The sequence below is a fragment of the Bradyrhizobium guangdongense genome, from assembly GCF_004114975.1.
GTDB lineage: Bacteria > Pseudomonadota > Alphaproteobacteria > Rhizobiales > Xanthobacteraceae > Bradyrhizobium > Bradyrhizobium guangdongense.
This window is the reverse complement of record NZ_CP030051.1, coordinates 5276642-5290909: the sequence shown is the minus strand read 5'-3', so window position 1 is coordinate 5290909 and position 14268 is coordinate 5276642. Positions and strand designations below refer to the sequence as shown.

11 protein-coding genes are annotated in these 14268 nt (G+C 65.0%); 4 read left to right on the top strand and 7 right to left on the bottom strand.

What is annotated here, in order from left to right; genetic code table 11:
• The first annotated feature begins 69 nt into the window (after nucleotides 1–69).
• On the top strand, nucleotides 70–585 hold the full coding sequence (locus tag X265_RS25370; RefSeq protein ID WP_128969399.1) for a YcgN family cysteine cluster protein: 516 nt from the start codon (nucleotides 70–72) through the stop codon (nucleotides 583–585).
• Nucleotides 586–757: 172 nt separating this feature from the next.
• Nucleotides 758–2347, top strand: a complete 1590-nt coding sequence (locus tag X265_RS25365) for an MDR family MFS transporter (protein ID WP_128967292.1) — start codon at nucleotides 758–760, stop codon at nucleotides 2345–2347.
• 6 nt (nucleotides 2348–2353) lie between these two features.
• Here X265_RS25365 and X265_RS25360 read toward each other — a convergent pair whose 3' ends face one another.
• The 3 genes from X265_RS25360 to X265_RS25350 form a co-directional block, all read right to left on the bottom strand.
• Complete coding sequence (locus tag X265_RS25360; RefSeq protein ID WP_164938785.1) at nucleotides 2354–4300, bottom strand: GAF domain-containing sensor histidine kinase; 1947 nt, start codon at nucleotides 4298–4300, stop codon at nucleotides 2354–2356.
• A 96-nt stretch (nucleotides 4301–4396) separates the two neighbouring features.
• A complete protein-coding gene (locus X265_RS25355) occupies nucleotides 4397–6031 on the bottom strand; it encodes a thiamine pyrophosphate-requiring protein (RefSeq protein ID WP_128967290.1) in 1635 nt (544 codons plus the stop codon).
• Between the two features lie 129 nt (nucleotides 6032–6160).
• Nucleotides 6161–6610 carry a hypothetical protein gene (locus X265_RS25350; RefSeq protein WP_128967289.1) on the bottom strand — a complete coding sequence of 150 codons (450 nt, stop codon included), beginning with the start codon at nucleotides 6608–6610 and terminating at the stop codon, nucleotides 6161–6163.
• A gap of 238 nt (nucleotides 6611–6848) precedes the next feature.
• Between X265_RS25350 and X265_RS25345 the strand changes: the two genes are divergently transcribed.
• Nucleotides 6849–9377 carry a cation-translocating P-type ATPase gene (locus tag X265_RS25345; protein ID WP_244659284.1) on the top strand — a complete coding sequence of 843 codons (2529 nt, stop codon included), beginning with the start codon at nucleotides 6849–6851 and terminating at the stop codon, nucleotides 9375–9377.
• Nucleotides 9378–9400: 23 nt separating this feature from the next.
• Here the strand turns inward: X265_RS25345 and X265_RS25340 are convergent, their stop codons facing one another.
• Entirely contained in the window at nucleotides 9401–9736 is a 336-nt protein-coding gene (locus X265_RS25340) for a hypothetical protein (RefSeq protein WP_128967287.1), read from the bottom strand.
• A gap of 25 nt (nucleotides 9737–9761) precedes the next feature.
• Between X265_RS25340 and X265_RS25335 the strand changes: the two genes are divergently transcribed.
• Nucleotides 9762–10019, top strand: coding sequence for a hypothetical protein (locus X265_RS25335; protein ID WP_128967286.1), 258 nt, complete (start codon nucleotides 9762–9764; stop codon nucleotides 10017–10019).
• Nucleotides 10020–10217: 198 nt separating this feature from the next.
• Here X265_RS25335 and X265_RS25330 read toward each other — a convergent pair whose 3' ends face one another.
• The 3 genes from X265_RS25330 to X265_RS25320 are packed head-to-tail and all read right to left on the bottom strand — an operon-like array spanning nucleotide 10218 to nucleotide 14268.
• The gene (locus X265_RS25330) at nucleotides 10218–11813 is read right to left on the bottom strand and encodes an MBL fold metallo-hydrolase (protein ID WP_128967285.1); all 1596 of its coding nucleotides are present in this window, start codon (nucleotides 11811–11813) and stop codon (nucleotides 10218–10220) included.
• Nucleotides 11810–12730 (bottom strand): ribose-phosphate pyrophosphokinase, encoded by a 921-nt coding sequence (locus tag X265_RS25325; protein ID WP_128967284.1) that lies wholly within the window; start codon nucleotides 12728–12730, stop codon nucleotides 11810–11812. The genes X265_RS25330 and X265_RS25325 overlap by 4 nt, the downstream gene beginning before the upstream one ends.
• Complete coding sequence (locus tag X265_RS25320) at nucleotides 12727–14268, bottom strand: thymidine phosphorylase family protein (protein ID WP_128969398.1); 1542 nt, start codon at nucleotides 14266–14268, stop codon at nucleotides 12727–12729. The genes X265_RS25325 and X265_RS25320 overlap by 4 nt, the downstream gene beginning before the upstream one ends.

Sequence of the window (14268 nt, the reverse complement as noted above, 5' to 3'; positions counted from 1 at the left end):
TGCTTGCAGCTTTGCCGCCGCGCCCCCTAGATGGCGCTGGCCGCAGCTCTTTGGATCAGTATCAGACGCATGACCGCAGCTCCTAAACGACCTTCAGACCAGGATGGATTCTTCTGGAAAACCAAGAAGATGGAGGATATGTCGACGGCCGAATGGGAGAGCCTGTGCGACGGCTGCGGCCGTTGCTGCCTGAGCAAGCTCGAAGATGAAGATACCGGCGAGATCTATTTCACCGATGTCAGCTGCAAAATGCTCGATTCCTGTACGGCCGGCTGCAAGGACTACACGAATCGCTTCGACTACGTACCGGACTGCGTTGTCATGACGCCCGAGAGTGTCCGCGTCCTGAAATGGCTGCCGCCGAGCTGCGGCTACAAGCTGGTTGCGGAAGGGCGCGATCTCTATTGGTGGCACCCGCTGATCTCCGGCGATCCCAATACGGTGCATGAGGCCGGCGTCTCCGTGCGCGGCCGGGTTGCCGGTACGGAAGACGAGATCCCGGACGACGAACTTGAGAACAACCTCGTGCAATGGCCGGGGCAGCTCCCCAAACGGGCACGCCTGAAGCGACGCCCCAAGGATTGATCAAGGCCTGCTCCGCCTGCCGTTTCAGATCACTTGTTCGGGATGACCGCAGTGCGGGATGCACCCATGCGCCGGGGTGCCTGCCCGAGAAGGACTTTGCTGTCTACATTGACTTCATAGCACGAATCCTTCGCGGCTTTGCACCGCAACACGCTCGATCCGACAGCCCGAGATGAACCAGTTCACACGGCAGAGCAGCCAGTCTGCCGACATCCAGACATTGCCCGACGACATCGCCGAGGAACTGACCCGCCTTCCGGGCGAGGTCATGAGCGTCAGCGACTCGCCGTCAATCTCGCCGCCGGCGCCGCTGTCACAGGACGAGGTCCGCACCATCGTCATGAGCCTGATGCTCACGATGTTCCTGGCCGCCCTCGACCAGACCATCGTCGCCACCGCGCTGCCGACGATCGGCCGCCAGTTCCAGGACGTCTCAAACCTGTCCTGGGTCATCACCGCCTATCTGCTCGCCTCGACCGCCGTTGCGCCGGTGTTCGGGACGCTGAGCGACATCTACGGCCGCAAGGCCATGCTCATCACCTCGCTCAGCCTTTTCATTGCCGGCTCGATCCTGTGCGCGATCGCGCCGAGCATGCCGATGCTGATCCTGGCGCGCGGCCTCCAGGGTCTCGGCGGCGGCGGCATCATGCCGGTCGTGCAGACCGTGATCTCCGACGTCGTCTCTCCGCGCGAGCGCGGCCAGTATCAGGCCTACTTCTCCAGCGTCTGGATGGTCGGCGGAATTCTCGGCCCCGTCATCGGTGGCGTATTCGCCGAGCATCTGCACTGGTCGATGATCTTCTGGATCAACCTGCCGCTCGCCGCAGCGGCGCTGGGGCTGCTGCTGCCGAAGATGAAGAAGATCCCGGTGTTCCACCGCAAGCGCAAGGTCGACTGGCTCGGCGGCGTGCTGCTGATGGCCTCCGCCGTCGTTTTCATGCTGGTTCTGACCTGGGGCGGCACGCGCTATCCCTGGCTCTCGCCGACCGTGCTGTCGATGGTGGGTGGCGCGGTCGCGCTTGCGCTCACGTTCGTCTGGCACGCGCGCCGCGCTGATGAACCGTTCCTGCCGTTGCCGCTGCTCGGCGGATCGGTCGCGCCCTTTGCTCTCACCGCCGGCGGCTGCGGCCTCGGCGCCATCACCGGCCTCACCGTGCAGCTGCCGCTCTATTACGAGTCAGTCTACCACCTCAGCGCCAGCGAGGCGGGGCTTGCGTTGATTCCGCTCGCGGCGGTCTCGACCTGCGGTGCCGCGATCGCCGGCCGCACCATGGCACGTGCCAAGCACTACAAGCGGGTCGCCATCATCGGCACCTCGTGGGCAGCGATCTGCGGCCTCGGGCTCACCGTCACGACGCTGCCGCTCTGGGGCCTCTTGACGCTGATGGCCGCGTTCGCGCTCGGGCTCGGCACGACCTTCCCAGTCTGTGTGGTCTCGCTGCAGAACTCGGTGGCCCGTCCGCAAGTCGGCACCATCACGGGCGCGATGAATTTCTTCCGCGCGCTGATGTCCTCATTCACAGTCGCCGCGTTCGCCGCCATCTTGCTGATCGCGCTGGGCGCCGACATTCCGCTGGCGGGCGAACATCATGCCGCCGGCGGCATCCCCGCGATCCCCGTCGAGGACATGCGGCATGCCTTCCGCTATGTCTTCGCAGCCGCGACCGCGCTGATGACCACCGCCTCGCTCTGCCTGATCATGATGGAGGAGCGGCCGCTGGCCGGTCCCTCCACCACGCAGGCCGTCGAGATGGCGGAGTAGGGACGGTTAGCCGCTGCCGTCCACAAAGCTGTTCTTTCGCGGCAGCACAATCGTAAATTCCGTGAACTTGCCGGGCTCCGTCGCGACCTCGATCGTGCCGCCGTGCTGCTTCACGACGATGTCGTGGCTCATCGACAGCCCGAGGCCAGTGCCTTCGCCGGCCGGCTTGGTGGTGAAGAACGGGTTGAATATCTTCGCTTTCACATCGTTCGGAATGCCGGTGCCGTTGTCGCGGATGCGGATCTCGATGGCATCGCCCCGGTCGCGCGTCGTGGCGGTTATGGTCGGCTCGAACGTGCCGGCGCCACTTTCCACCTTGCGTTTTACCGCCGCATAGAACGCGTTCGAGACAAGGTTCAGCAGCACCCGCGTGATCTCCTGCGGGAACAGTTCGGCGGAGCCTGCCGCCGGATCGAACGCGCGTTTCAAGGTGACTTCGAACTGCGGCTGCTCGGCGCGCGCGCCGTGATAGGCAAGGTTGAGGCTCTCCTCGACCAACGCATTGATGTCGCTCAACCGATACTCGCCGCCGCCCTCGCGGGAATGCAGCAGCATGTTCTTGACGATGGAATCGGCACGTTTGCCGTGCTGTACGATCTTTTGCAGATTGTCCTTCAGCATGCCCGTCAGTTCGTCGACCTCGCTGCGAACCTCGGCGGCGAGTGAAACCGGCGCAAGCACCTCGTTCAGTTCGTCCGCCAGCTCAGTCGACAGCGCGGCGAAATTGTTGACGAAGTTGAGCGGGTTCTTGATCTCGTGTGCGATGCCGGCGGTGAGCTGGCCGAGCGAGGCCAGCTTCTCGGTCTGGATCAGCCGGTCCTGCGCCGCTCGCAAGTCGTCGAGAGATCTGGCGAGCTCGATGGTGCGGGCCTGAACCTGGTTGAACAGGCTGACATTCTTGACCGCGATCACCGCCTGGTCGGCGAAGGTTTGCAACAGCCGCACGTGATGCTCGGCGAACGCACCGGCCGTGCGCCGCGTGGCGATGATGACGCCTTTGGCCTCGCCTTCGCTCATCAGCGGCGTGAACAGCATGCTGCGAAAGCCACGGGCGCGCGCGATGTCGCGTGCGGCCGGCTCGAGCTCGGTATCGGGCAGTTGCGCCTGACGACCATTGGCCGTGAGCTGGTAGGCCGGGAATTGCGCGAACGGCACCGGGAACGACGCTTGCAGCACGCGGTCGCCCTCGGGATCGCCCGGCGTGAAGGCCGCCAGATGCGCTTCGCCATCGATATAGCGCAGCACCGCAGTGGAGAAGCCGCCGATCAGCCGGTTGGCATTGGTGGCGATGGCATCGAACACCGGCTGCACGTCGGAGGGCGAGGCCGCCATCACCTTCAAAATGTCGGCGGTCGCAGTCTGCCGTTCCAGCGTCTCGCGCGTCTCGTTGAAAAGCCGGGCGTTCTCGATCGCGATCACGGCCTGATCGGCAAAAGTCTGAAGCAATTCCACAAGGTCGGGCGTGAACGCACCGGGTTCGATGCGCGTGACGCTGATCATGCCGACCGCCGTGCCGCGGTTCATCAGCGGCATGAACAGCACGCTGCGAAAGCCGCGCAGCCGCGCAAGGTCCCGGTTCAGCTCCGGGACGTCCTCAGCCTCGGCATCCGGAAACTGGATCGTCTCCCCGCCGCGAACCAGGGCGAAGGTTGGAAAATCCTCGATCCGCCGCGGGAACGACGCCTTCAGCCCTTCGTCGCCATCCGGACTGGTCGGCGTAAACGCTACCAGATGCAGCTCGTCGCCGATGAATTGCAGCACGGTCGCGGAGAAGCCGCCGAGTAGACGCTTTGAGCTCGATGCGATTGCCTCGAAGACCGGCCGGGCATCAGACGGGGAGGCCGCGATGGTGCGCAGGATTTCGGCGCTGGCACTTTGCCGATCGCGCAGTCGCGCTGTCTCGGCTGCCGCCATCCGCAATTGCTGTTCGAGTTCCTTGGACGGGGTTGTCATTCGCAATCCGGCTTGGTGCCGCGGCGCGCGCGGCACGAGGGCCGGATTATCACATCTCCTGCAGCTGGAGCCAGCGCCCTCGGCGCTGCGGTCGCCTCACGTCCCCGGCCGCGAGACCTCGGTCTCCTTGGTGGTGATGAACTCGAGCAGCACCGGCACGCCTTCCCTTGTTTTCTGGATGCCGCGTTTGATCGCCGGGATGATATCCTCTGGCCTCGTCACCCGCTCGCCATGGCCGCCGAAGGCGCGCGCCATCGCTGCGTAGTCGCCGGAAATGTCGGTCGAGCGATATTTCTCGGTCGAGATCGGCATCACCTTCAACTCGATCGCCATCGAGAAATTATTCAAGAGGATCGACATGATGGGGATGCGCTCGCGCACTGCGGTCTCGAAATCCATGCCGGTAAAGCCGATCGCCGCATCGCCCCAGACATTGATGCAGAGCTTGTCGGGCTTTGCCAGCTTGGCGCCCATCGCAAGGCCAAGGCCGTAGCCGAGCTGCGTCGTCTTGCCCCAGCCGAGATAGGAGAGGGGAGTCACAGCTTTCCAGAACGGCGAGAGCTGATCGCGCGGGCTGCCGGCATCGTGGGTGATGATGGTGTTGTCGATGTCGACGGTGTGTTGCAGGTCCCACAGCACGCGATAGGGGCTGAGCGGCGCATCGTTGCTGGTGAGCTTGGGCATCCACTTCGCCAGCCACTCCTCGTGCGAGGCCGCGATCTCGGCCGCCACGGCCGATGCATCTCGATCCGTGCTGACCGTCTTATTGACCTCCTCCAGCAGAGCATCAAGCACGAGCCCGGCATCGCCGACGAGGCCGATCTTTGCCTCGACATCCTTATTGAGATGGTTCGGATCGAGCGTGGAGTGGATGATGGCCTTGCCTTTCGGCATCGCAATGCCGAAACTCGTCTCGGTGAAGGAGCAGCCGATGCCGAAGATGACGTCGGCTTCGCCGAGGAATTTCGGCACCGCGCGCGGCACGGCGAGGCCGCCGGAGCCGAGCGAGAGCGGATGCGTCTCCGGAAACGACGATTTGCCGCCGAGGCTGGTGGTGACAGGAATGGCCAGCCGTTCCGCAAGCCGTTTCAGCTGCGGCCATGCCTGCGCGTAATGGACGCCCTGGCCGGCATAGATCACGGGGCGCTTGGCGTTGACAAGCAAGCTTGCTGCTTCCTTCACATGCACGGGATCGGCGCCGTAGCGGGTGCGCAGCACCGGCGTGTAGTTCAGCGGTTCCGGCACCTCCTCGTTCCACATGTCGGCGGGGATTTCGACGATCACGGGCCCGCCGCGTCCGTTCTTCAGCTTGGTGAAGGCGCGACGGAAGATGTTGGTAACCTCGGCCGCCAAGATGATCGGTTCGGAGGATTTCGAAAACGGCTTCATCGCCTCGCTGGAGTTGAAGTTCGGCCCGATATGCGCCAGCCGCCGCTGATAGCCCATCGGCAACACCAGCACTGGAACGGATTCGCCAAAGCATTGCGCGACGCCGCCCATCGCGTTCTCCGCGCCTGGCCCATGCTGCATACAGAATGCGCCGATCGTGCGCCCTGACGTCACCCGCGAGATCGCATCCGCCATGTGCACGCCGACGCGCTCCTGCCGCACCATCACGGGCCGGATCTCGGCCTTCGCCGCGTGCTCGATCAGATGATTGACGGGATAACCGCAGAGGATCTCGATTCCCTCACGCCGCATGATTTCCGCAATGGCGGTGCCGAGCTTCATGGCGTCTCTCTCTCCCTGGCAAAGCCGGTTGATCCGGCTGTTGGGGAGAGAGGATCAGGAAATTGGGGGAGGGTAAAGCCGCGGTGGCACGCGCTGCGGTAGGTCAGCCATGCAGCGAGATGCCGGCCTCTACTTGCAGTTCCTGCAAATCGTCAGCTTGCGCTTCAGCGCGTCGTCTTCCTGATCAATCGATGACTGCGCGTCGAGGCCGTTTGCATTCCGACCGGAGCCCTTCGCTGCGCGTGACCTCACGGGCGGCGTCACCTGGCTGGGTGCGTCATTGTCGTCGGTGCCGGCACTGAAGCCGTCGTAATCGGTCGCCGGGTTCGGCGATGCCGGAGGCGCGCCGATCACAGGCGGCGACGGGTCTCGGCCCGACGTCGCTGGGGCGCGAGGATCGTTCGTCACCAAGGCCGGCTCCCTCCTGGGCTTGACGGCTTTGGCGCCCGTATGCGGTGGAGAGGCGTTGGGCGGAGTGAGCGAAACCGGCGGCGCGGCCGAATTCTGTGCTCTCGTGCTGTCCTGGGTCGATGCGCCGACAAGCAGCAGGCCGAGCGCAAGCAGCGTGGCGCGTTTCATCGGCATACTTCGGGAGCCTTGGTTCGCTGGTTGACCGCAAGGCTCATCGAGCCCGGCCAGGAAGATATCACTGACAGGGCCGTCGAAGTCCACGGAAATAGCATTGAGCCGAGCGGGATGGCGCCATGTCGCGTTGGCGTTTGACCCAGGTCAAGCTGGCAGCCTCTTGCAGCATGGCATGATGACGGCGACGATGAGATGGCGCGCTCTCATCGTCCAAGGAATCTTGGGAAACTTCATGAAATCACAGGCGATGCAGGGGCTGACCGCATCCGAAGCACAGGCCCGGCTGCAGGCCGAAGGCTTCAACGAGCTGCCTCCCGCGGGCCGGCGGACGATCATGCGCCTCGTCATCGAGGTGCTGCGCGAGCCCATGCTGCTGCTGTTGCTGGCGGGCGGCCTGATCTATTTCGTTCTGGGGGATCTCGGCGAGGCGCTGCTGCTTCTGGCGTTCGCAACGCTCTCTATCGTCATCACGATTGTGCAGGAGGCGCGCACCGAGCGTGTGCTCGATTCCTTACGCGATCTGACCAGCCCGCGCGCGCTGGTGATCCGTGGCGGCGAGCGCATCCGAATTCCCGGTCGCGAGGTCGTTCGCGGCGACCTGATCGTCCTCTCCGAGGGGGATCGCGTGGCCGCGGACGCCGTGGTCCTGCGATCTGTCGATCTCCTGCTGGATGAATCCCTGCTGACGGGGGAATCGGTTCCGGTTCGAAAACAAGCTCGAGCGGCGTCCGAACAATCGATCCCGCCGCGCGCCGGCGGTGACGACCAGCCGTTCGTGTTCTCCGGCACGCTAGTGGTTCGCGGCAGCGGTCTGGCCGAAGTGACCTCGACCGGCGTCTTGAGCGAGATCGGCAAGATCGGACAGTCCCTGCATTCGCTCGCGACCGAAGCACCCCGCCTGCAGCAGCAGACGACGCGGCTGGTGGCGATATTCGCCGTCGTCAGCGCTTTCGTAATCGCGTTGGCCGTTCTCCTGTACGGACTCTATCGCGGCGGATGGCTGGAGGGCGTGCTCGCCGGCATCGCGCTCGGCATGTCGATGCTTCCGGAGGAGTTTCCGGTGGTCCTGACGGTGTTCCTCGCCATGGGCGCCTGGCGCATCTCGCAGGCGCGGGTGTTGACGCGGCGCGCCTCGGCCATTGAATCGCTGGGCGCCGCGACCGTGCTCTGCACAGACAAGACCGGCACGCTGACGGAAAACCGCATGACGGTCGCGCGCCTGATGCTGCCCGACGGGACGCAATGTACGCCGGACGCCGCAACGCGCGTTGCCCCCGCGTTCAATCCGTTGATCGAAACCGGCGTGCTGGCCTGTGCCCGCGAGCCGTTCGATCCGATGGAGAAGGCATTGCACGCGCTCAGCCCGGATGCCGGTGGCGAGTTGCGGCTGGTGCGGAGCTATGGCTTGCGTCCCGGCCTCTTGGCCATGTCGAACGTGTGGCGCCGCAACGATAACGAGTCCGTTGTGGCGGCGAAGGGCGCTCCCGAGACAGTTGGCATGCTTTGCGGAATGAGCGAGGAAGAGTTGGCTGAATTGCGGGCGCGCGTTGACGCGCTCGCACGTGAAGGGCTCCGGGTGCTCGGTGTGGCGCGGGCGAATTGGGCGGAGGCGGATTGTCCCGAGACTCAACGCGGCTTTCCCTTTCACTTTTGCGGCCTGACCGGTTTTGCCGATCCGCTGCGGCCTGAAGTCGAGGATGCCATTGCCGAATGCCGTTCCGCAGGCATCCACGTCGTCATGATCACGGGCGACTATCCCGCGACTGCGTCGGCCATCGCGCTGCAGGCGGGCCTCGATCCCGAACGCGTCCTGACCGGCACGGATGTCGAAGCCATGGCCGATGCCGAACTCGCCGGCGCGGCACGGGGACGAGCCGTCTTCGCGCGAATAGCGCCGGCCCAGAAACTGCGCATCGTCGATGCGCTCAAGCGCGCGGGCGAGATCGTCGCCATGACCGGCGACGGCGTCAATGATTCACCGTCGCTGAAGTCCGCCCATATCGGCATCGCCATGGGTGGGCGGGGCACCGACGTGGCGCGCGAAGCGTCCTCGATCGTTCTGCTCGACGACGATTTCGGCTCGATCGTGAAGGCCATCCGGCTCGGCCGCCGGATCTACGACAATCTACGCAAGGCGATGAGCTTCATCCTTGCCGTCCACGTTCCGATCGCCGGACTTGCGCTGTTGCCGCTGCTCACAGGGATGCCGCTGCTGTTCGGCCCGGTTCACATCGCGTTTCTCGAGATGATCATCGATCCCGTCTGTTCTCTGGTCTTCGAGGCGGAAACCGAGGAGAGCGACGTGATGCAGCGGCCGCCGCGTTCACCGGACGAGCCTTTGCTGCCGAGGCCTCTGCTGATCTGGTCGGCGCTGCAGGGAGGCTTGGCGCTGGCCCTGACCGGGGGGGTAATGGTGACGGCAAACCGATATGGCATGCCGGCGAGCGAGGTGCGCGCACTGACATTCTTCTCGCTGATGTTGGTGATCGTGAGCTTGATCTTCGTCAACCGGTCGTTCTCGACGTCGCTGGTCGAAGCTTTTACCCGTCCGAACCGGACGCTGGCCATCATCGTGGTGTTCGTGACGTCGGTGCTTGCCCTGAGTCTGGTGTGGCCGGCCGCGGCGGGCCTGTTCCGCTTTGGTCCCCTGCACGCGGATGATCTTGCCGCTACGGCGGTGGTCGCGTTGATCTCCCTGGTGCTGCTGGAACTCTCGAAATACCCGTTGCGCCGCAGGGTGCGGACCTCGGGGCCGGCTTGAGTCAGGTGGTTTGGCGCCGCCCCTCAGGGACCCCGTGAGGTGATTTGCGCCCTCAATCGATGACAAAAATCCTCGAGGAGCGTTTGCAGGTTTTCGAGATTGACCAGCAAACGGCCCGCTTGTTCGCGCTCCGGAGTGTCCAGGGCAAACGAGTCGAGAAGGGTCCTGACATGGTTCAGGCGAAGGCGACCGTTTGCGGCCCTGTTCTCGGCAAATTCGAGTTGCTCGAGATCGTGACTGAGCTTGTCCTCTTCGGCGATCAGCAATTTGGTGATGGTGCTACGGTTTTGCGGCAAAAGCCCGCCGTCCAGCAGGCCAAGGTAATGATCTATATTGGCGCGCGCGACGAACTGATTCATGCCGCTACTCCCGGGAGGAAGCTGCATGTTACCACAATTGAAGGGCGACGTCGAAAAACAGCGTCTACCCGGGCGGGGTCGTGCTCTGGTCATGCTGGAGACGCCTGCGAAACAAGATGGCGTCGTCGGCGAAGTTTGCCACGCAGTCGTGGCTTTTTGCAAAATTGCGCAAGCGCCCCAGAGCTGCATCATTCTCGCCGAACAGCCGCTCGTAGTCGCACCGCAGCATGCGGTGGACCGCGCCTTCACGCAGATTGAACAGCTCTTGCTCAAGCTCGGGTAGCGTGAAATTGCGTCGCATCGGCTGGCCCATTGAAGACCAGGAAAAACTACATCGGGAGGAGGGGCACCGGATTGACCTGGGTCAAGGGAACTCAGGACGTCGCATTGATGGGTCTCGCCTCGGAGGAAAACATTCTCAGACGCGGCCCGCGACCGGATCGAACAGGAGTTTGTGGCTCCGACCGCGTCGAATGTCGCTCTATCCGTTGTCCTGCAGTGCCCGCCGCAGTCTTCGGATGATCACGCCGCGCGCACGATCGTCGGCAGCGGCCCCAACCCTGTCGTTGATGTCGAGCATCAGCTCCGACATCTCGTTGTGCCAGTCGAGATGGGTCACGGCCTCCGGCGCGAGGCGCCGGCGATGATCGGCATCCATCACGCGCGGTTCGGCAGCGGCAAGCTCATAGATGTCGTCCAGCATCGGCTGGTAGACCTTGGCGGCGGGAATGATGCGTTCGGCGACGCGGTCCGCCAGCCCGGAGATGGCGCCTTCCTCGCCGTGGACCAGGAACAGTCCGCGGGCGATGGGACGGCGCGCCGCGATCCAGCCCGCCATTCCGGCGCCGTCGGCGTGACCGGAATATTCGTCGATCATGCGGATCCGCGCCGCGACCCGGATTTCCTCCCCCTGGATCCGCACGGCCTTGGCGCCGTTCTGCAGGAAGCGGCCGAGCGTGCCGTTGGCCTGGAAGCCGGCGAGCAGCACGGTCGCGCGCTCGTTCCAGAGCCAGCGCTTCAGGTGATGGCGGATGCGGCCGGCATCGCACATGCCGCTGGCCGCGATGATGATGTGAAATCCGCTGAGGCGCATGATCGCCTTGCTCTCATCGGCGGTCTCGGTGAATTTGAGGTGCGGCGAGTTGAGCAGGCGTTCGGCGTCGACGGCCGGATCGAGGCTCGCGGCGTGCCGGCGGAACACTTCGGTGGCGCGGATCGCCAGCGGCGAGTCGAGGAAGATCGGCGCGGTCGGGATCGCGCCGTGCTCCATCAGATCGACGAGATCGACGATCAGCTCCTGCGTTCGTTCGACCGCGAAGGCCGGTATCAGCAGCGCGCCTCCGGCCGCCGCCGCCTCGCGCACCTCGGCGGCGAGGTGCTGCCTGCGGAGCGCGGGCGTCGTGGCGGCGCGTACGCGATCGCCATAGGTGGATTCGGAGATCACATAGTCGAGGTCGCTTGGCGCTTCGGGATCGGGCTGGAGCAGCTTTGCCTCCGGGCCGACGTCGCCGGAGAGCAGCACGCGCAACGGACGCTGCGAACCCTGTTCGGCGATCTCGAGCTCGATCGAGGCGGAGCCGAGCAGATGGCCGGCGTTCCAATAGCGCGCGCGGACGCCCGGGATCACGTCGGTCCAGTGTTCATAGTCGACGGCGCGAAACGATTGCAGCGATGCGATCGCGTCGGCCTGCGTGTAGATCGGCTGCACCTCCTTGCGCCCGCGCGAGGCGTTGCGCCGGTTGAGCTGCGCGACCTCCGACTCCTGGATGCTGCCGGCGTCCGGCAGCATGTAGGAGCAGAGGTCGATCGTGCCCCGCGTCGCCAGGATCGGTCCTGCAAATCCTTCACGGACGAGCTTGGGCAACAAGCCGCTGTGGTCGATATGGGCGTGCGTGAGCAGGACCGCTTGGACGGTCGCGGGACGAAAAGGGAAGGCGCCGTAATTGAGCTCTTTGAGCGTTTTCGGCCCCTGGAACAGGCCGCAATCGACCAGGAAGGTGCCGGCGGCGGTCTGGAACAGATAGCTGGAGCCGGTCACGGTGCGGGCGGCCCCGCAGAAGCGAACGGTGATGCTCATCTTGTCGTCTCCAGGGAATGTGTCGTGCCGAGTTCGGACGACAGGGCAGCCGCGAGCGTCTTATCGAGCGTGATCGCGTTGGTCGGATGCGGCACGCTGTCAGTCGAACGGATCGAGCGGATGCCGGCGTCGGCGAATGCGGCCACCAGCGCGGCCGGAAACAGCGCATGCGTCACAACCGCATCGACGGCCGTTGCACCGATCGCCCGCAGTGCCCTCGCTGCGACCATCAGCGTCGTTCCCGACGAGACGATGTCGTCGACCATCAGCGCCGGTCGCCCGCAAAGCAGCGCCGGATCGGCAAAATCGATATCCACGGAGCGATCGCCCTGCCGCGTCTTGCGCGCGACGGTGTGCTGCAAGCCGAGGCGCGCCGCAAGATCCCTGACCCAGGGCTCGGACTCCGCGTCGGGACCGATCACGACGGTGGCGGGATCGAGACCATCGGCGCCAAGCGCATCCGCGATCGCCGGCATCGCGGACAGATTCTGCGCCTCGATGCCTGGAAAGACGGACCTGATGTTGGGGGTGCGGTGCAAGTGGGCGTCCACCGTGACGATGCGATCCACGAGCGTTGCCAGCAGTGTGCCCATGGCGCGCTGGCTGATCGCTTCGCCCGGATGAAACGCGGCGTCCTGCCGCATGTAGCAGAGATAGGGAGCCACCAGCACCAGCCGCCGGGCGCCACCGCGCCGCAGCGCTTCCGCGGCGAACAGCAGAGCGATCAGCTTGTCGTTGGGTTGATCGAGCGGCGCATAGAGGATCGTCGTCTCTGCCGCAGGAGCGACCGTGACGCGCAGCTCGCCGTCGGGAAAGCGGTGCAGGGCGATCTCGTCGCAGCCAAGTTCAAGCCGCCCCGCGAGGCGCTTCGCCGCGCCGGTCGCGCAGGGCAGCGTTTGAAGCGCGATCGTTCTCACGACGGCGTCCTGCCCTGGAGAGCCTCATGGCCGTTGAGGATGTAGCCGGTCTCCTGCTGGGCGGCAGAGGCGGCGAGATCGTGTTCGGGTCCGTCGAACGTGTAGACCCGATAGAGTGGCTCGCCTTGCTCGACGCGATCGCCGATCTTCTTGAAGAGGCGGATGCCGGCGCCCTTGTCGAGCGGCGCCCCGGCGGTGCGGGCAAGGCGGTTGAGGCGCAGGCAGTCGATCCCGGACACCACGCCGTCATGGGCAGCTTTGACCTCGAAGCTGCTGGGGCCGAGCTCGGTGCTGCATTTCGACGGCCCCTGAGCGTCGATGATCTTCTGCATCTGTTTCAGGGCGGCGCCGCTCTCGAGCAGCTCGCGCGCGCGTGCATAGCCGGCACCGCCGCGCAGCTTCGGATCATATTCCAGCAAGTGAGCGGCGAGCCGCAGCGATTTCTCGCGCAAATCACGCGGCGCATCCTTATCGTTGCCGAGCACCGCCATTACGTCGTTGGCCTCGAGCACCGGCCCAATGCCGTTGCCGATCGGCTGGCGGCCGTCGGTCGTGATCACCTCGACTGCTCGGCCGAACCGGTCGCCGACGAATTCGAACAGCTTTCGCAAGCGCATCGCCTCGGTCGCGGTGGTGACCTTCGCCGTCGGCCCCACCGGAATGTCGATCAGCAGGTGGGTCGATCCCGCGGCGATCTTCTTGGACATGATGGAGGCGACCATCTGCTCGCGAGTGTCCAGGCTGAGCGGCCGTTCGACCGAGATCAGCACGTCGTCGGCCGGCGACAGGTTCACGTGCCCGCCCCAGATCAGGCATCCGCTGCAGGACGAGACGATCGATTTCATCTCCTCGACGCCGACATTCACCCGGGCCAGCACCTCCATCGTGTCGGCCGTTCCGGCCGGCGAGGTGATGGCGCGGGAGGAGGTCTTCGGGATCGGCAGGCCGTGGGCGGCGACGATCGGCACCACGACCATCGAGGTACGGTTGCCGGGAATGCCGCCGATGCAGTGCTTGTCGACCACGATCGGGTCCGGCCAAACCAGCTGCGTACCGGCCTGCGCCATGGCGCCGGTAAGCGCCAGCAGCTCGTCGCTGGTGATGAAGCTCGCCGAGCCGATCAGGAACGCGGCGATCTCCATGTCGGAATAGCGAAAATGCGCGAGGTCGTTGATGATCGCGCCGATCTCGGCCTTGTCGAGCGTTTGGCCGCGAATCTTGGCGCGGACCGCTTCGAGGCTTTCCGGAGGCGCGGCCGGTGCGACTGTGACCAGGGTGCCGACGGGCTTTGCGAAGCGGTGGAATGCCGGCTCGGAAAGGCCGATCTCGTCCTCGGCCGCCAACGCGTCGTCGTCGGTGATCAGGAGCGTCGCGAGCAGCGTCTTGTCGTCGAGACGCAGCTCGACGCGGCTGAAGCCGCGAAAGATGTCCGCACGCAGCGCCTTCGAGCGCCTGGAGACGACGACCACGTTCTCGCGGCCCGTATCGAGATGGACGCGGCGTATCTTGAGCTGGGAGCGTGAGGGATCTGGAAGCAT